Origin of the sequence: Sorangium sp. So ce327 (assembly GCF_051530205.1) — a bacterium.
GTDB lineage: Bacteria > Myxococcota_A > Polyangia > Polyangiales > Polyangiaceae > Sorangium > Sorangium cellulosum_B.
The window spans coordinates 5,909,328-5,927,479 of the sequence record NZ_CP150330.1; the positions used below are offsets into that span (position 1 = coordinate 5,909,328).

Sequence of the window (18,152 nt, forward strand, 5' to 3'; positions counted from 1 at the left end):
CGCAGAGCGATCGGATCAGAACGCGCCGCGCACCCCGAGCCCGGTCGGCGTTACGTAGGGGGCGATCCAGGCCGAGCTCGAGGGCTCCGGCTTGGACGTCAGCTCCAGTACGAGCAGCGTCACGCCGCCGGCGAGCAGCACGCCGCCCCCGATGAGGCCGACCGCACCGATCGTCTGCTGTGACGCAGCATTGGCGTCGAGCGACTTGATCTGGGCCTGGATCGCCGGGCTGCACTCCCCGCCGGCAATGCTCTGCGATTCGCACCCATGCTCGGCGCTGAGGTCGTTCGCTTCTTTCTGCGTCCCGCTGCTCTTGGCCAGGAACACCGAGCCCACCACGACACCGCCGAGCCCGAGCGCCGTGGCCGCGATGCCTCCGCCCAGCATCGCCGCGTTCGTCTTTCGCTCCGAAGTGCCAGGCGGGGCGACAGGGGGGACCTCGGTCTGCCCACCGCCCCAGGTGCCCTGCCCTTCGACCGAACCTCCCGGCGGGGGGACCACGGCCGGGCCTTCCGGGACCGGGATCTTCAGCTCCTTCCGCTCCCCGTCGCCGATGGTGACCCCCTGCTCGATCGGCGCGAGGCCCGGCGGAACCACGGTGACCACGTGATTCCCCGGATCGATCGGGCGATGCACGCCGAGCAGCGCGTCCGCGACCGGCTGGCCGTCCAGCTTCACGCCGATCTTCCGGCCGGCGGCGCCCTCCAGCGCGATGCGCAGCGACGCGATCCTGGGATCGATCGCGGCGAGCTCCTCCCTCGCGTCCTGCTGCGCCCTCTTGAAGGGAGACGGCGCGGTGGGCGGGAGCTCCTCGCGGACGATCCTCAGGTAGGTCTCCTTCGCAGCGACGAGCCGACCGAGGCGCACCTGTGCGCGCGCCGTCAGCAGGAGGTGCGTCGGAGCGTGCACGAGCGCCTCGGCGCGACCCAACAGATCGATCGCCTCCTCGAAGCGGCCGGACGTGAACGCTTCGGCGCCCTGCGTGGCCAGCGACCGGGCCGCTGCTCTGTCCTGGTCCGACTGCGCAAGTGCCTCGCCTGTCGGGAGCAGCAGGAACAGCGCCGCAGCGAACGGAACGCATCGTCTCAAGAGCACTCAGGCCTCCTCGCGCGCCACGCTATCACACGCCGTCGACAACGGAACAAATCAGCCCTCGCGGCGCCGCTGCCCGGGCGGAGGCGGGGTTTTCCCGGGCGAAATGCGCGCGGCGCGCGGTCCGCTCGGAGCCGCGCCGCGAGCGCCGACGCAGGGCGCCCGCGGCGCGGCCGCGCCCGACGCTCCGTGTCGCGGCCGCTGTGAACCGTCCGCACAGCGCGATGGCACCCATTCTGCTGCGTGGAACGCGCCATGGATTGCCTCCGCGCCTCCGCGCCCCTCGACGCGGGACTCCCGTCCTCGGAGCGATTCCTCAGGGGACGCCTTCTCGGGGGGCGGTACCTCGTCGAGCAGATGATCGGCGCCGGCGCGATGGGGCGCGTCTACCGCGCGCGGCACCTCGGGCTCGGGCGCGCGTGCGCGGTGAAGGTCATCCACGAGCGCGTCGCCGCGCCGCGCGCCGGCGGCAGAGCGAGCCACCGCGTCTGCACGACGCGCGTCGCGGCGTCGCCGCGCGGAGAGGGCGCCGGCCACCGAGGATCGAGCGGCGTGAGCGAGAGGTCGCGCTCCGACGAGAGGTCGCGCTCCGGCGGCGTCCGCGCCGGAGACGCGGTGCTGAGGTTCCACGTCGAGGCGCTGGCGGCGAGCCGGCTCGATCACCCGAACATCGTGCGCGTCCTCGATTTCGGCTGCGAGCCGGTGACTCTACACGGCGCGCCCGGCGCGACCTCTGGCGGCCACGAGGCGGCCCCGCCCAGCCTCTGGTACCTGGTCACCGAGCACCTCGACGGCGAGGACCTCATCGACCTCCTGAACGCCACGCCGATCCTGCCCCCGGAGCGCATCGTCTCGATCATGCGCCAGCTGTGCTCCGCGCTGCAGCACGCGCACGACGCGGGCGTCATCCACCGCGACGTCAAGCCCGAGAACATCCGCCTTGTGCCCCGCATCGACGACGACGGGGCGCCGTTCGAGCAGGTGAAGCTCCTCGACTTCGGGACGGCAAAGCTGATCCACGACGACCGGTCCGGCGCGTTCGGCGGCTCGCCCCTGCTCCCCGCACCCGACGAGGACGGCGGCAGGCTCGTCATCGGGACCCCCGCCTACATGAGCCCGGAGCAAGCCGCGGGGCAGCGTGTCGATGCGCGGAGCGACGTCTACGCGTGCGGCGTGCTGCTCTTCGAGATGGCGACAGGGCGGCTCCCCTTCGAGCGCCCGACGCCCGTCGCGCTCGCCGCCGCGCACGTCGAGTCCCCGCCGCCCCGACCGAGCGCGCTCCATCCGGCGTTCGATCCGGATCTCGAGGCGCTGATCCTCCAGTGCCTGCGCAAAAATCCAGACGATCGCCCGCAGAGCGCGCGCGCGCTGCGCGAGGCGCTCGGGTACATCGCGCTTCGCCGGGCGCGCTCCGCCGCCGACGAGCACGCCGCGCTCAGCCGCTCTCCGCGCCCGTCGGAGGGCGCGCGCCAAGCGACGGCGTCCTCGTCGCGCTCGAGGTCCTCCGCGGAGGACGCCGCCACGGCGCGCTCCGCGGGAGCCTCGACATGGGTGGGCCATCGCTCGCCGTCTCTGCCAGAGAGCGCGCACCTCGATCGGCCCTGCTCTCCGCCGACGACGCGGCGAGACGACTCGCCCGCTCCAACGTGGGTCGGCCATCGCTCCACGCCTTGCCCCCCGGCCGCGCTCGTCGAGGCGGCCTCGCCCCCGGCGCCGGACGGCGCGCCGCCGGTGCACGCGGCACCCCCGCCCGCCGAGGCGTCGCCTCCCGCGCGCGCTCCGGCCAGCGCCCAGCGCACTCCGACGCTCGAGCCGCTCTTCTTGCTTCGAGCGCACCGATCCAGCGGATCGCGGAGCCTGGTCGCGCTGCGCCGACGTCGGCGCGGGCGTCTCGCTCCGGTCGTGATCGGCACCGTCGCTGCCACGGTGCTCGGCGGATCGCTGTGCCTGCTCTTCAACGCTGCAAGCGCCGCGCTCGCCACGCTCACCTCGCCATCGCCAGAGCGCGGCGGCGAGGCGCCCCCGACCGCCGAGGGGCGCGCATCGCCGGGGCGCGCCCCGGAGCCGGACCCCACCTGCCCTGCGGGACCGCCACGGTGAACGCCCCAGCCGGGCCGCACGCCGGGTCCGCGGCGCTGCTCGTGTGCGCGCGTTGCGGGAGCGGGTACGCACCGGGACACGGCGGGCCAACGGGCCCGGGCGACGCGCCAGCGCCTGCCCACGCGACGCCCGGATCGAGCTCGGAGCGATCGAGGAACGACAACAAGCAGACCGACGGCGAGGGCTGAGGCGCGCGCGGTGCGAACGAAGCGCTCACCCCGCGCCCCGAGCGCGCCGAGCGCGCCGCGATCCTCGATCTCGCGCGCGCCGCTGCGCGCCGATGTACAGCCGATGCCCAGCGCAGCGCGCCCGATGGCGACGCAGTTCACGCTGACCACCGGGTCTCCGCTTCATGGCGGTGCGAACGGAGCTCACCGCGCGCGGCACGTCGTCTGCAGACGCTGAGCCGGACGAAACGCTGGACGCTGGCCTCCACGTCGACGCGGGAGGACGGGCCTCGGCGTCACGCGGTGTCGAGAGGAGCGAACCATGTCCGTGCTGTTGTGGATCCTGTTTGGCCTCATCGTCGGCGTCATCGCCAAGCTGCTGACCCCTGGCCGCGACCCGGCTGGCTTCGTGGTCACAGCGCTGCTGGGCGTGGCCGGCTCCTTGCTCGGCGGCTTCGTCGGCCGGGCGCTGGGGCTCTATCCGTCGTATCAGTCGAGCGGCGGCTTCTTCACGTCGATCCTGGGCGCCGTCGTCATCCTCGCCATCTACAACGCGACGATCGGCCGGCGAGCGACGAGGCCCTGATCGCTCCCGCCCTCGACGGGCTCGCCCCGCCGCGAGGCAGAGAGCTGCCCGAGCAGCGCGGCGGCAGGCACCACGCGGGCCGGCCCGGCGCGGCGATCCAGACGGAAATCGAGCGCGACCTCCGGCGGCAGCCGCCGGATGGCGCCCGCGCCAAAGCAGCGGTGATAGACGAGATCGCCCGGCCCCGCGCCCCGCCCGCCGAGCTGGTGGCTCCACCACCGCGAGTAGACGGTAGGGCGTTCGGGATCGATCGAGAGCAGATCCGAGCGCTCGAGCTGCACCTCGCCGTGATCACCGCGGTCCGCTGCGCCGTGCTTGGCGGTGAGCTGCCCCCCCTCGCCGACGCTGTAGACGATCCTGAACCCCTCGACATCGCCCTTGCCGTAGACGGCGCGCTGGACTCCCGGAGCGAAGAGCAGCGCGTGCGTGTAGACGAGGTCCACCGCGAGCGCGGGCAGCACGGTCCAGGTCAGCCAGTTGTTGCCCCACGGCCGTTCCTCCGAGAAGAACGCGTAATACCCGACGGAGACCTCGCCGTGCTCTCCGACCGAGCTGCGGTAGTACAGGACGTCGCCGAGCTCGCCCGCGCTCGCGACCGTCGATCCGACACAGATCGGCTGCCGCTCGATGGCCGCGCCGAGCTCCGTCGGCTCCGCCGGCGCACCGGCGACCGGGCACGGCACCGCGCTTCTGCTCGTGAAGCTCGCGAGGAGCGGGACAGCCAGCGCAGCGATCGCGAGGGAACGACTCAGGAGATTCCGGACGGGCATCAGGCCGGACAAGGCTAGCGAGCCCGTCGCTATCCGCGCCAACACCAACGGCCGTTCGCGTTCGACGCCTCACGACCGCGGCGCCGAATGGAGATCTCCCAGGTCTCGCGGCGCTCCGCGGCGCCGGCGTCGGAGCGCTCATCCGTCGCGGGGCGCGCCGCGGCTCGCCGGCGCAGCGCCGCCGTCGAAGGCGCCGATCGTCCTGCCCGCGAGCGCCCCTGCGGCGAAGGTCACCGCCGCGATCACGAGCCAGGGCAGGAGCCGAACGCGCCGCAGCGGGCGCGCGTCCCTCCAGTGGGGCGTGACGGCGCTCCTGGCCTCGCTGCGCTCGCTCCCTCCTTCCGGCGCAGAGGGGTGTGCGTCTGTCCCGCGCAGCGTTGGCGTCACCTCGCCGCGATCGTCCCCTGAGCGGCCCGCGGCGATCCGCCGCGCGCCCGTGCGCCCGCGAGACCCGACGGACCTCCGGCAGCCCCGCACGAGCAGCGACCGGTGCCGATCGCGCCCGCTCGCGACCTCGCGCACGAGCGCGGCGATCTCCTGACCCGCGAGCAGCCCGCGCTCGCTCGAGCTCGGCTCGTCGCCGCCGCTCGGCGCTCGGCGCAGCGAGGCGAGCACCTCGGCGAGCGCCTCTTCCATCTGCGCCGCGGTCTCGAAGCGGCCCTCGGGATCGCGCGCGAGCGCGCGCCGGATCGCCTCCTCGAGCAGCGCCGGGCACGCGGGGCGCAGCGGCGCGATCGCCGGCACCTCGCCGGAGAGCACCGCGCCCATCGTCGCGCCGTCGTCCTTGCGGTGGAAGAGGCGACGCGCCGTCAGCAGCTCGAAGAGGATCACGCCGACCGCGAAGAGATCGGCCCGCGCGTCGACCCTCTGCCCGCGCAGCTGCTCGGGCGCCACATAGCCGAGCTTTCCCTTCACCGTGCCGCCGCCGCTCGACGGGGCCGCGTCGTCGGACGAGCACGGGGAGCCGAATGGGCCGGCCTCCTCCATGCCGCTCATCGCCGTCATCTGCGCGACGCCGAAGTCGATGAGCTTGATCTCACCCTCGAGCGAGAGGAGCACGTTCTGCGGGCTCACGTCGCGGTGCACGAGGCCGACGAGCTTCCCGCCGTCGTCGCGGAGCCCGTGCGCGTGCCCGAGCGCCCGCAGCACGCCCAGGCCGATCTCGATGGCCGCCTCGAGCGGGAACGGCCGCCCCTCCGCGAAGAGAGAGCGCGCGGCGGCGGCCAGATCGCAGCCCGGGACGTACTCGATCACGAGGTGATGGCGTCCTTCGTGAACGACGAAGTCGTGGAACCGGATCACGTTGGGGTGCTGGAGCCGGGCGCTGATCCAGGCCTCCCAGAGGAACATCCGCACGATCGACGGATCTCGCCTCGCCTCGGGGCGAAGACGCTTCACGACGACGGGGTGGGCGATACCTGCCGACCCGCGCCGGCACGCGAGGAACAGCTCCGCCATGCCGCCTGCCGACAGGCGCGCGAGCAACGCATAGCCGCCGTCGCCCATGGGCAGGTCCATCTCTCGATATCTCCACGGCAGCCCTGCCGCGCCCCCCTCGCTTCGCGCCGGCATCCCGAACGCACGAAGCGAGGACGGCCGCCGCGCCATCCACTGCCGGAGTCGCCCCACCCCGGCCAGCCCCCGGACTTGCCCGCGCCGCCACATCGCGCCTTCGCTATTCACGCTGCATGCCACGGAAAGTGCCGCGGCAGCGTCACCTCCGAGCCATGGGCATCGCGCGGTTCTGCGTCGATCCCGCCGGATGAGAGCGCATGTCGGCAGCCTTGGAGAGCCACGGCGAGCGCTGCTCCCGGCGGAAAATGCGGAAAACTCGATGGCCCCGCGTTCCACACAGCGGCGCAGAAGAGCGCGCAGCGTCGGGCCCGCCCGCGATGGAACGCAGGTCAAGCCGCGGTGGCGGGTGAGGCGCGGACGCGGCGCGCGAGCAGCGCGCGCAGCTCGCGGAAGGAGACGACGCGCAACGCGAGGAGGAGGACGGCGTAGACAGCGACGCCCACCGCGATCGACGCCCACATGCCGGCGAGGACGCGCGCGACGTAGGCCGCGGTGACCATGACCGCCGTCGCGGCGAGGACCGCGAGGATGCGGCCGAGCTCCACGACGTGGGCCCAGCGCGCGGAGATCCCCCACGACGCGATCAGCGCGCCGGCGCTCACGGCCAGCGTCGCGCACGCGGCGCCCATGGCGCGGTAGCGCGGCAGGAGGAGCAGGTTCAGCGCGACGTCGGCGACGAGCGCCAGCGCGAGCAGCTTCACCATCGCGACCTCGCGCTTCGCCGCGAGCAGCGGCAGCGTCACGACCTGGAACGCGAACGTCACGGGGACGCCGCACGCGAGGATCCGGAGGACGTCGGCCGCCGGGGCGTAGTCGCCCGCCCCTCCGTAGACGAGCTGGATGACGTCTGGCGCGAGCAGGAAGATGCCGGCGGCGACGGGCAGCCCGAAGAGCGCGGCGACGAGCATGCAACCGCCGTAGAGGCGCCCGAACGCGTCGCGATCCTGGGCGTAGAGGCGCATGCCCGCCGCGAAGGCGGCGCCGAGCAGGACGTCGGGGAGCATCCTGAAGTTCTCGCTCAGCACCAAGGCGGCGCTGTAGACCCCGACGGCTTGCTCGTCGCAGAGGGCGCGGAGCATGACGCGGTCGATCTGGAGCAGCGCGCTCGAGAGCGCCCCGAGCGCGCCGATCGGCAGGCTGCGCTTCGCGATCTGCCAGAGCTCGGCGGGCGGCGTCGTGAGCTCGGGCCGGTAGAGGCGGGCGCGGAGATAATGCGAGGTGATGGCGAGCTCCAGCACGTTGCCGAGCAGGAACGCCACGGCCGCTGCGACGACGCCGAAGCCGAGCGCGAGCAAGGCCGCCGAGAGCGCGATGACGAACAGCCGCGCGCCGAGCTCCGCGTACAGGATGTACTGGAACCGCTCGTGGGCCTCGAACGAGAGCCACATGGTCGAGTAGAGCAGCGTCGCCAGCTGGGAAGCCGCGGCGAGCACGATGAGCTGCGCGCCGAGCCCCGAGCGCGTCGCCAGCACGACGGCCACGGTCGCGCCGAGCACCACCGTCCCGGTCACGCCCCGGATGGCGAGCGCTGCGCCGAGGTGACGCGGCCCGAGCTCGGGCTTCACGGCGACCTCCCGGGCCAGGTATCCCCTCACCCCGACGCCGGCGGCGATCGTCACGATCCCCGCGATCGCGAGCGACGCCTGGAACTCCCCCCAGGCGGCGACCCCCACCTTCCGCGCGAGATAGCCGACGAACACGACGCCAAGGACGGCCATGATCGCCTGCTTCAGGAGCATCAGCGCCGCGTTCAGCGCGATGCGCCGGCCATCCTTCATGAACACCTCCCGGTGTCCCCATGCTGTCGGGCGCCGCTGTCCGCGCAGCGGGACCGGCCCCGATTCGAGCGTCGTGCGCCCCCAGAGCGCGTCCGTCTCGCGCAGCGAGCGCTGCCCGGCGGCGCGAGCGTAGGCGCTCGCTCAGCGAGCGCCGTCGCCCGAGCTCGGCACGAAGCGCCGTCCGATAGGCCGTTCGCTCACGAAGTGCCGTTTGAAACGGCGCTCCAACGCGAGACGTCCTTCAACCTCGAAGCACCCGAGGTGCAGGAGGATCGCCAGCGCAAAAGGGGGTCGGCGATCCTCGGAGCGGGACACGGGATTCGAACCCGCGACCCTCAGCTTGGGAAGCTGATGCTCTACCAACTGAGCTAGTCCCGCGCGAGGTGGAGGAAGCTTCTACCGAATCCGGGGCCGCTTCGCAACCCCTTCATTTCGTTTTCGATCCCGACGTCTTCACGTCTTCGCGTTTTCAACGTCTTCGCCCGGTTCGACCGGAGGCGGGGCTCGGCGCCCTCTCCACGCCGCGCCCGGCCCAGCCGCGCAGCTACCGGCGCGCGCGCGCGCGGAGCGCCGGCGCGCCGAGCGTCTCGCCCGGCAGCGGCGAGCGCACGCGGATGGCGCTGTCGCAGTCGCTGGTCGCCGCCGCGATCGCGCTGGAGATCTCGATCGTGCCCGCGTCCGGCGGGATCCAGGGCAGCTGGTGCAGGACGGGCCTGTCCGGCGGCAGCCAGCGCAGGCTCCGCGTGACGAGCACGACCGGGTGGTTGCTGTCCACGAGCTCGCTCGCGAGGCGCGCGCCGCCGAGCGGGGCCGGCGGAAGATCCAGGCAGACGAGGCATGCGTCGAACCGTTCGGTCGCCGACGCGAGCAGGGCGTCGTCGATCGACGAAGCGTCCACGATCTCGACGTTCGTCAGCGCACCCTCGATCGCGCGGGCGAGCGCGTCGCAGGTCGCGGCGCGGGCGTCGTGCGCAAGCAGGATCCTGAAGCCGCGCACCGAGCGCGGCCCAGGCCGGCGGGCCTCGACGACCTGCAACCTGCCCGAGGGCGGCGTCTCGCGCTCACGAGGTGCACGTCGAACGGTCATGGACTCCCCTTCCTCAGCTACATCAGGGCAACCGTGCCCCAGACTAACACCCCTTGAGCTCAAACTGATCAACCTTTATATGAGGGCGCGCTTCTTTCCTCGTCGCCGGTTCTCGGTTCTCGTTCGTCTCGGTTCTCGTTCGTCTCGGTTCTCGTTCGTCTCGGTTCTCGTTCGCCGCGTCTCGTTCGCGGTTCGCAGCCGCGGCGCCCGCAAGCACGCCGCGATGCGGCATGCCAGCAAGGTCTACGGAAACATCTACGAAGGACGGTCACGCATGAGTCGGTTTCTCATCTCCACTCCTTGCGAGTGCCAGGCAAGCCTGTCAGCCACCCTGGACGAGCACCGGCACGTCACCGCCGGGTGGGCCACCCGGAGTCCCCGCGGCCGGTCGGCCGCCGGTGAAGCCGACAAGGAGCTCGCGCCGGCGCACAGCATCAACGCTCACCTCGACCGGTTCGACGTGGCGTGGTTGTGCCCCTACTGCGGGCGCAACACGCTCCGCACCTTCGATGCGGGCGCCATGAGGCGGCTGCCTGCGGCGAGCGCCTCGCCTGCGGCAGGGCTCGTTCCTCCCGGCACCGCCTCCTCGCCGTGAGGCCCGCGACGCGCCGCGACCTCCTCGGTCCGCGCGTCGAGCAGATCCATCCGCCGCGCGCCTGAGCCTGGGCAGGCGCCGTGCGATCGCGGCCGCGCGGCCCCGCGCGGCGCTGCTGCGCAGCATCTCCCGCGCAAGCACCAGCGTCCGGGCGCGACCGCTTCATGGCCCCTCAACCCGCCGCGCTCCGGGCCCATTCCCACCCTGTCGACGATCAGCGCCGGCGCGCTCCGGAGCGCGCCGCTGTCCCGCTCAGCTGCCTTTTCCCGCCTGCGACGTGCCCATTGTGCCGAAGACCCAGTCCCAGAGCGGCGACGACACGCCCCACCGGGCATTTTCTCCCGTGTGGTGATGGACCATGTGATGACGCTTGATCCACTTCCCCCAGCGCGAGCTCATCCGGAAGTGATGAATGGCATAGTGCGTACCGTCGTATGCCAGGTATCCGAGGCCGAAGCCGATGAACAGCGGATCCGCCGGAACAGGGCCACAGACGACGCGAAACAGCGTGTAGAACACGATGCCGAGGGGGATGCTCGCGCCGAGCGGCATCACCAGCCGGTCCGCATCTTGCGGGAAATCATGGTGCACCCCGTGGAGAACGAAATGCATCCGGCGCTGCCATAGGCGCGGCCCGACGTAGTGAAACACGTATCGGTGCAGGACATACTCGGCGAACGTCCATAGAAACAGGCCGACCAGCACGAGCCCGAGCCCGGTCAGGAGGCCGACACCATGCCGGGCGGCGCGCACGCCCAGATAGCCGTAGACCGGCAGCCAGAAGACGAACGGTGTGATCGGATGGATCCGCGAAAACCGCTCGATGAGCGGCGTCTCGAACATTTGGCATGTCGCTGGACGCGCGGTGCGCTCGGTGGAGGTGACGGTCATCGTGCACCCCTGGTACCGCATTTATCCATTGTCGGCCAGCGGTAGGCCGGCGCCCAACGGCCCGCTGGACACCGGGAAATGACCATGATCCCGTCACGGCAGGCGCTCGCCGGCGCGATCTTTCCGCGGCGGCGACGCGTGCGCGTCAACCCGGCGTCCGCCGCGAGCCGCGCCCGGCCCGAGGCAGGCGCGCGATCAGCTCGCGAAGGACGCCTCGTAGAGATGGCGGAGATCGTCGCGCGAGCAGGGGCGCGGGTTGCTCGTGTGGCACGCGTCCTGGGCGGCGAGGTCGGCCAGCGCGTCGAGCTTGTCGCGCGGAACGCCTGCCTTCTCGAGGCCGGCCGCGAGCCCGATCCGGGCGCGCAGGGCGCGGATCGCGTCGGCGCAAGCGGCGGCGTCCTCGGGCGCGCCGAGCAGGGCCGCGACGCGCGCGAGGCGCGGCGCGGCCGCGGCGACGTTGAACTCGACGACCGGCGGGAGGCAGAGGGCGTTCGCGAGGCCGTGGTGCAGGCCGCACTCGCTCGAGAGCGGGTGCGCGAGCGAGTGGCACGCGCCGAGCCCCTTCTGGAACGCGACCGCGCCCATCATCGCCGCCTTCATCATGCCGCCCCGCGCCTCGAGATCGTCGCCGTGCGTGACCGCCCGCGCGAGGTGCGCGGCGGCGAGGCGGATCCCCTCGAGCGCGATGCCGTCGGCCATCGGGTGATCGCCCTTCGCGACGTACGCCTCGATACAGTGGGTGAGCGCGTCGAAGCCCGTCGCCGCCGTGAGGAAGGCCGGCATCGACCGCGTCATCACCGGATCGAGCAGCGCGGCGTTCGCGAGCAGGTGCGGCGAGAAGATCACCGTCTTCCGGTGGTTCACGTCGAGCGTCACGACGCCCGAGCGGCCGACCTCGCTGCCGGTCCCGGCCGTCGTGGGGATCGCGAGCATCGGCGGGACGTTGGGCGTGATGAAGCGGTCGCCGCCCGTGGCGTCGTCGTAGTCAACGAGCGGCCGATCATGGTTCACGCCGAGCCGCACGAGCTTGCCGACGTCGAGCGGCGAGCCGCCCCCGAGGGCGACGACGAGATCGGCGCGGGCCGCGCGGAACGCGGCGACGCCGTCGTGCACGTTCTTCTCGATGGGGTTGCCGAGCACGTCGTCGAAGACGGCCACCTCGAGGCCCTCCTTCCGCAGCGACGCGGCGACGGGCTCGAGCAGCCCCGAGCGGACGACGCCCTTGTCCGTGACGACGAGCGCCCTCGCCGCGCCGAGCCGGCGCGCCTCGGCGCCTGTCTGCTCGACGACGCCGGCGCCGAAGAGGATGCGTGTGGGAAAGCTCCAAACCGTGAACTGGCTCATGATCACACCGCCTCGAAGTAACGCTTCAGCTCCCAATCCGTGACCGCGCGCTCGTACTGCCGCACCTCCCAGTCGCGCGTCAGGACATAGTGTTCGACGAACCTCTCCCCGAGGATCTCGCGGGCCATCTTGCTGCCCGCGAGCATCCGGGTCGCGTCGGCGAGCGTACGGGGCAGCGACAGGCGCGAGGACTCGGCGGACGACGCGTCCCCGGCGGCCTGCGCCGGCGGCTCGACGCCGTTCTCGATGCCGTGGAGCCCCGCGCCGAGGCACGCGGCCATGGCGGTGTACGGGTTGATGTCCGCGGCCGTCTGCCGGTACTCGACGCGCGCGCCGGGCGTGCCAAGGCCGATGAGGCGGATCGCGGCCGTGCGGTTCTCGACGCCCCAGCTGGCGGTGAGCGGTGCCCAGACGCCGGGCACGTACCGCTTGTAGGCGTTGATCGTCGGCGAGTAGATCGCCGTGAGCTCGGGCATCATGGCGATCTGGCCGCCGACGTAGTGGCGCAGCGCCGCCGGGATCCGATCGGGCGACGACGCGTCCTCGAAGACGTTGCGGCCGTCCTTCCAGAGGCTCTGGTGCAGGTGGCCGCTCGATCCGGGGAGATCGGCGTTCCACTTCGCCATGAACGTGACCGACAGGCCGTGCTCGTGGGCGATCTGCTTCATGGCGACCTTGAAGAGCGCGGCCTTGTCCGCGGCGCGGAGCACGTCGTCGTAGCGGATCGCCGCCTCGTACACGCCCGGGCCGGTCTCGGTGTGCAGGCCCTCGATCTCGACGTCGAAGGCCTGCATCTGATCGAGGATGGCGGCCATGAGCTTCTTGTTCTGCCCCTCGCGGACCCACGAGTAGCCGAACATGCCGGGGCTGAGCGGCGTCAGGCCGGCGAACCGCTTCTCGTGCAGCGAGCGCGGCGTCTCCTCGAAGAGGAAGAACTCGAACTCGCACGAGAACTTCGCCGAGAACCCCATCCGCTCGCCCTTCGCGATGACGCTCCGGAGGAGCGAGCGCGGGCACGCGGGGTGCGGGCCGCCGCGCTCGTCGCGGAAGTCGGCGAGCATCGCGACGGTCCCCGGCTCCCACGGGATGTCGCGCAGCGTGCTCGGATCCAGGACGGCGTGCGCGTCCGGGTAGCCGGTGTGCCAGCCGGTCACCTTGGCGTTGTCGTAGAGGACGTCGGCGATGTCCCAGCCGAAGATGACGTCGCAGAAGCCGAAGCCGCTCTTGAGCGCGCTCTTCAGCTTCTCGATGGAGACGTACTTCCCGCGCAGGATGCCGTCGATGTCAAAGCCGCCGATCTTGGCGCGGGTGATGCCCCGCGCTTCCAGATCGGAGAGGAGCTTCTCGGAGGTCGAGGCGGTCATGGGCCGCGACGATAGCAGGGGAACGGGGCGACATGGCAAGCGCCCGCGCGAGGCGCGCGACGACCGCAGGGCGCCCCGCCATCTGGATGCGCGCGTCCGGCGCGCGCTCACTTCACCCGGACGACCTGGATCGGATAGCGCTCCGCGAGCGGCACGAGCACGCGCTCGACGAGCTCGCGGACGCGCGCGTAGCGCTCGTGGTTCGTCGCGGCCGGATTGCGCTTCGAGTCGACGACGCCGATGCGGATGTCCAGCGTGCGCGCGTCCTCGACGCCCCCCGTCACGAACGCGTCCGGGTGCACCTTGTCGAGCTCGACGTTGAGCTCCGCCGCCTCCGGCGCCGCGCCGACGAAGGTGACCTCCAGCGCCTCGCCCAGGCCGTTCAGCACGGCGTTCAGGTTCTCCACCGGGAACGGCTGGCGCGCGAGCCACGCGACGACGGCGCGACGCGCGCCGCGCAGCGCCACGCTGACGGCGAGCGCGACCGAGATCGGCGCGAACACGAGGACCCCGAGCGCGCGCGCGACCGCGGGGCCCGCGTCGCGGCCGAGCGCCCCGAGGAAGACGAGCAGGAACACGCCGGAGGCGAGCGCCACGAGCGGGGGATCGGTGAGCACGCCCCACCGCGAGGTCGACGCGTTCATCAGCCGCGTGAAGCGGGCCGACACGCTCTGATCGGCGCGCTCGCCCGCGGCGGCGCTCCCGTGCGTCAGATCAGGCATCTCCAGCATCTCCGAGCATGCGCCAGAAGAACAGCCCGACGCCGAACAGGAGCAGCACGCCGGCGACCCAGAACGAGCGCACCGGGCCGAAGCTCAGCGCCTCGCCCGATTGCTTCATGATGAGGTCGGCCACCGTGACCACGCACGCGAACACGATGCAGGCCACGGGCAGCCCGAGCTGCTGGAGGAGCGTCGGCCCGCCGAGCGGCTTCGGGTCCGGCGGGCGCGGCCGCACGTCCGCCGGCGGACGCGCGGTCGGCCGGTACCTGCTCGACGGCATGTCCGACAGCGCGCGCACCGCGGCCGGCGCGACCGACGTCGTGCGCGGCGCGACGCTGAGCGCCATCTCGAGCGGCGGCGTGCTCTCGATCATCCCGCCCCCGCGCGCGAGCATGCTCGGCGGGGCGCTCTCCATGCCGCCGCCGCGCGGGAGCGCGCCCACGGGCGTCGACTCCGCGAAGCCGGCGCGGCCTCGCGCGCTCGTCGGCATGCTCTCCGGGACGATCACGCCCATGCCTCTGCCCCGCGCGCTCTGCGGCGCCTCGGGGAGGTCCATCTCGAGCCCGGCCGAATCCGAGGGCGGCGGCGGGCGCACGCTGCTCGCGGGACCTTCGCGGCGCCCTCCCCTCGGCGAGCGCATCGAGGCCGGGGCCACGTCGAGGTCGAGCTCGAGCGACCCGGCGTCGCTGGGCGTGTCGAGCCACACGTGCGCGGCGCGCTTGACCTGCGGGGCCGCGCGCATCGACGACGACGGAGGCGGCGGAACGGAGTACGCGTCGTCCTGCGCGGAGGTCCGCCCGAAGGTGGCCGGGAGCCCCATCGCCGCCTCCAGCTCCGTCCAGAAGGCCTCGATGTCGCGCGTGCGGTCGCGCGGGCTCACCGCGAGCGCGCGCTCGAACACCGCGTCGACCTCGGGCGGGATGTTGGCGCCCTCGGCCCGGGGCGTGGGCCGGCGCTTCACGTCGAGCGCCGTCCCCATCATCGCCTGCGCCTCGCCGTCGATCACCTGCCGCCCTACGAGCGCCTCGACCATGGTGAGCGCCAGACCCCAGACGTCGGTCCAAGTTCCCGCCTGCCCGAACCGCTTCGGCGCCCACTGCTCGGGGGCGCCGTACGCCGGGGAGAACGCGTTCAGCGGGTCGCCGTTCGTCACCCGTCCGACCGCCTGCTCGGCCAGCGTCTTCGCCTGCGCGATGCCGTAGTCGAGGATCTTCAGCCGCTCCGTCCCCTCCTGCGTCGTGATGAAGATGTTCTCGGGCTTGAGGTCGCGGTGGATGATCGACACCGTGCCGTTCGGGCTCGGGAAGCGGTGCGCGCGCGCGATCGCCTGCGCGATGGGGCGCATCATCTTCATCAGCCTGTGGAGCGGGATGGGCGGCTCTCCCTTGAGCCTCCGTCGATCGATGACCTTGTCGAGCGACTCGCCCTCCAGCCACTCGAGGGCCAGGAAGGGGACGAACTCCCCTCGCTTCAGGTGCAGCACGTCGACGTGGAGCGGGCGGACGACCTCCGGGATCGAGGCCGAGAGCCGGAAGAGCAGCTGGGCCTCCTCGCGGAACTTCTCGAGGAAGAGCTGCCGCTCGCGCGGCGTCTTCGCCTCGGACACCTTCAGGCATTTCAAGGCGACAGGCGCGCGAAAGCCGGCGTGGAGCGCGCGGTACACCACGCCGAATCCTCCCTCCGCGACCACCTGCTCGACGTGGAAATTACCCGCCTGCGTGGTCCCGACGATGCCGAAGACGTCGTCCGCCATGCTCCCTGAGCCATAGCGCACGGGGCCGCTGGACCGAAGGGTGAAACCTAATTTTCCTGTTCGATCGTCCCAGGTCTGCCGGTCCCCCCGCGTTGGGGAGGGGCCGGGGTGACCAGATGGGCGTAGAGGACGGAGAAGGGAGCGAGGTCGACGGTTCAGCGTGACCGCACGTGGCCGCAAGGCGGCCGCGCGGCCGGGAGGCGCCGGCTCAGCTCCGGAGGTGCGAGGAGGCGTCGCGGTGGGCCCGGTCCTCCTCTTGGAGGATCGTGAACACGAGCCCGGCGCCGATGATCGGCAGGAGCCAGACGAGCTGCGCCTGCCAGACCTTCTGCTTGGGCTCGTAGACGCGGCTCCGGAAGACGCGCACGGTGACGTAGACCTGGAAAGCAAGGACCGCCGCGAGCGCGGCGCCGACGAGGATATCGAAGAGTGTCATGGGTGGGCCGCGGACAGCCTAGCCATGAAGGGCCTCCCCGCAAGGCAGCGGCGTCCGCCGTCGCGTTTTCGTCCCCGGCGGGCACGGAGCCGACGCACCGGAGGGCTGGGGCGACTCGCCGCTCCAGCTCGCTCCGATCACCTCCCGGCAGCGCTCGACAGGTAAGACATCTTACTTCGATGGCCGCCCGGGGTCACCGCGCCGTATTCCAACTCGCTCCGATCGCCTTCAGTGGCACTTCCTGCCTCCGCTGCGGCCCGCGGCCTGCTCCTTCTGACCGTATCCAGACAACAGGCCAGGAACCTCGATGATCTCGCGAAGGATGGGATACCGATCGATCTCGTCTGCTTCACGGGTGATGTGGCGAGGCCAGCGCGATGAGGCGCTCGATGCCCGCGACACCGGTCTTCGGGATGGAAGCGGCTCTACCGAACCCAGCTGAGCCGCGGGATGCGCCGTGAGGTGTCCGGTGTACCTCGGCTCGCGCCCCGGTTCGACCCGTCGAGCCATGCCGGGCTGGTTCAGCGCGACAGCTGCACGTACTACAGTGCGCGCGTGCCTCAACCCCAGCCCCGGCGCCGCCCGCACCGAACCTCGACGCTGGACCTTCCCGGCCTCCGGCGCGGCCGCGCCCTGCTCGCCGCCGCGCTCGCCGGCGCCGCGGCGTGGATCGCGGCGGCGTGCTCCACGCCGTCGTCGGGGGTCGACGGCGGCGACCTGCTCGGCGTCTTCGAGCAGGACGCCGGCGCAGCCGTGGCCGACGGCGGGCAGCCGCGGCCCTCGGCGGCCCGGCAGGACGCAGGCGCCCGCGCGGCCGGTCCGGCCAGCGCGGCCGCGCCGCCGACGAAGCCGCCCGAGGCCAGGCTTCCCAGCGAAGGGAGCTGCGTCGCCGAGCAGGGGCGCCCCGGGCGAGAGCTCCGCAAGACGCTCGGCAGGCCGCCGTGCCGCGGCGCCCAGGTGCTGGAGACGCGCGACGCCGAGGGGTCGCCCCGCTACGCCTGCGTGATCGCGCCGAGCGGCGTGGAGACGCGCGCGCCGCTGCCGCTCATCGTCTTCTTCCACGCCGACGGCGACAACCCGACGAGCGTCGACAAGGAGACGGGCCTGCGCAAGCTCGGCGCCACGTGGAACCTGACCGGCGACCCGGCCCACGCGGGCTTCATCGTCCTCGCGCCCCAGGGCCGCGCCTTCAAGACGCCGAGCCAGGCCGAGCGCGAGCGCGGCACGAAGATGTACACGCCGACCGCGCCGTTCGACGTCGAGTTCACCGGCGAGGGCAACGTCGACGTCGCGACCGTCGACGCCTTCGTCGACCAGCTGCTCGAGAAGAAGCTCGTCGACCGGCGGCGCGTCTACGCGCTCGGAGGCTCCTACGGCGGCCACATGGCGGCGACGTACGCCATGATGCGCGCGGACCGCGTCGCGGCGTTCGCCACGTTCGGCAGCAACGCGCCGCCCGCCGAGTGGGCGTGCCCCGGCCCTCCCCCGCCCGCGATGGCGGTCTACCGCGCGTGCGATGACACGTTCCCATGTGAGTCGGTCGAGCGATGGCTGCGCGCGCGCGACGCGCTCTCCGCGCACACCTCGTTCCTGCGCCTCGACGAGGCCGGCAGGGACGAGCCCCACTGCGCGCTCCGGAACCGCTGCTCCGCCAAGAAGGGCGCCATCAACCACGCCCGCTGGCCGAAGTCGCGCGAGACCGACCTGCTCCGCTTCTTCGCAGGGCACGTCCTTGCGCTCGGCGCGGACGCCGCCGCGGCCGAGGCCGCTCAGCGCCCCCGGACGCAGACCGGCACCAACACGCGCTGACCGACGCCGGCCGACGCACCCGGACGTAGACCAACGCAAACGCGCGCTGACCGACGCGCACGGACGCTGATCGACACCAGCGG

The 18,152-nt window shown here is 72.5% G+C and carries 15 protein-coding genes and 1 tRNA gene; 4 read left to right on the forward strand and 12 right to left on the reverse strand.

Annotation, left to right across the window (positions count from 1 at the left end; genetic code table 11):
* Positions 1–15: 15 nt before the first annotated feature.
* Positions 16–1,095 (reverse strand): hypothetical protein, encoded by a 1,080-nt coding sequence (locus tag WME95_RS22200; RefSeq protein ID WP_437910457.1) that lies wholly within the window; start codon positions 1,093–1,095, stop codon positions 16–18.
* Positions 1,096–1,347: 252 nt separating this feature from the next.
* Between WME95_RS22200 and WME95_RS22205 the strand changes: the two genes are divergently transcribed.
* Positions 1,348–3,192 (forward strand): serine/threonine-protein kinase, encoded by a 1,845-nt coding sequence (locus WME95_RS22205; RefSeq protein WP_437910458.1) that lies wholly within the window; start codon positions 1,348–1,350, stop codon positions 3,190–3,192.
* A gap of 489 nt (positions 3,193–3,681) precedes the next feature.
* On the forward strand, positions 3,682–3,945 hold the full coding sequence (locus tag WME95_RS22210; protein WP_437910459.1) for a GlsB/YeaQ/YmgE family stress response membrane protein: 264 nt from the start codon (positions 3,682–3,684) through the stop codon (positions 3,943–3,945).
* On the opposite strand, the gene WME95_RS22215 is transcribed toward WME95_RS22210, so the two are convergent.
* From WME95_RS22215 to WME95_RS22235, 5 genes are all read right to left on the reverse strand, one after another.
* A complete protein-coding gene (locus WME95_RS22215) occupies positions 3,906–4,628 on the reverse strand; it encodes a hypothetical protein (RefSeq protein ID WP_437910460.1) in 723 nt (240 codons plus the stop codon). The two genes, WME95_RS22210 and WME95_RS22215, sit on opposite strands and share 40 nt — an antisense overlap.
* A gap of 225 nt (positions 4,629–4,853) precedes the next feature.
* Positions 4,854–6,233 carry a serine/threonine-protein kinase gene (locus WME95_RS22220; RefSeq protein WP_437910461.1) on the reverse strand — a complete coding sequence of 460 codons (1,380 nt, stop codon included), beginning with the start codon at positions 6,231–6,233 and terminating at the stop codon, positions 4,854–4,856.
* A 386-nt stretch (positions 6,234–6,619) separates the two neighbouring features.
* A complete protein-coding gene (locus WME95_RS22225; protein ID WP_437910462.1) occupies positions 6,620–8,068 on the reverse strand; it encodes a flippase in 1,449 nt (482 codons plus the stop codon).
* Positions 8,069–8,373: 305 nt separating this feature from the next.
* A tRNA-Gly gene (locus WME95_RS22230) sits at positions 8,374–8,446 on the reverse strand.
* A 166-nt stretch (positions 8,447–8,612) separates the two neighbouring features.
* On the reverse strand, positions 8,613–9,155 hold the full coding sequence (locus tag WME95_RS22235) for a hypothetical protein (RefSeq protein ID WP_437554517.1): 543 nt from the start codon (positions 9,153–9,155) through the stop codon (positions 8,613–8,615).
* Positions 9,156–9,429: 274 nt separating this feature from the next.
* Here WME95_RS22235 and WME95_RS22240 point away from each other — a divergent pair, with 274 nt between their 5' ends.
* Entirely contained in the window at positions 9,430–9,750 is a 321-nt protein-coding gene (locus WME95_RS22240) for a hypothetical protein (RefSeq protein WP_437910463.1), read from the forward strand.
* Positions 9,751–10,002: 252 nt separating this feature from the next.
* Here WME95_RS22240 and WME95_RS22245 read toward each other — a convergent pair whose 3' ends face one another.
* From WME95_RS22245 to WME95_RS22270, 6 genes are all read right to left on the reverse strand, one after another.
* Positions 10,003–10,641, reverse strand: coding sequence for a sterol desaturase family protein (locus WME95_RS22245; protein ID WP_437910464.1), 639 nt, complete (start codon positions 10,639–10,641; stop codon positions 10,003–10,005).
* A gap of 195 nt (positions 10,642–10,836) precedes the next feature.
* Positions 10,837–11,991 carry an iron-containing alcohol dehydrogenase gene (locus WME95_RS22250; protein WP_437330632.1) on the reverse strand — a complete coding sequence of 385 codons (1,155 nt, stop codon included), beginning with the start codon at positions 11,989–11,991 and terminating at the stop codon, positions 10,837–10,839.
* Positions 11,988–13,349, reverse strand: a complete 1,362-nt coding sequence (locus WME95_RS22255) for a glutamine synthetase family protein (RefSeq protein ID WP_437910465.1) — start codon at positions 13,347–13,349, stop codon at positions 11,988–11,990. The genes WME95_RS22250 and WME95_RS22255 overlap by 4 nt, the downstream gene beginning before the upstream one ends.
* A 107-nt stretch (positions 13,350–13,456) precedes the next feature.
* Entirely contained in the window at positions 13,457–14,071 is a 615-nt protein-coding gene (locus WME95_RS22260; protein ID WP_437910466.1) for a hypothetical protein, read from the reverse strand.
* Entirely contained in the window at positions 14,064–15,824 is a 1,761-nt protein-coding gene (locus tag WME95_RS22265; RefSeq protein ID WP_437910467.1) for a serine/threonine protein kinase, read from the reverse strand. The genes WME95_RS22260 and WME95_RS22265 overlap by 8 nt, the downstream gene beginning before the upstream one ends.
* Positions 15,825–16,032: 208 nt before the next feature.
* Positions 16,033–16,260: a hypothetical protein gene (locus WME95_RS22270; RefSeq protein WP_437554529.1), complete on the reverse strand. Its 228-nt coding sequence runs from the start codon at positions 16,258–16,260 to the stop codon at positions 16,033–16,035.
* Between the two features lie 462 nt (positions 16,261–16,722).
* On the opposite strand from WME95_RS22270, the gene WME95_RS22275 reads away from it, so the two are divergent.
* Complete coding sequence (locus WME95_RS22275) at positions 16,723–18,069, forward strand: alpha/beta hydrolase family esterase (protein ID WP_437910468.1); 1,347 nt, start codon at positions 16,723–16,725, stop codon at positions 18,067–18,069.
* Positions 18,070–18,152: the final 83 nt, after the last annotated feature.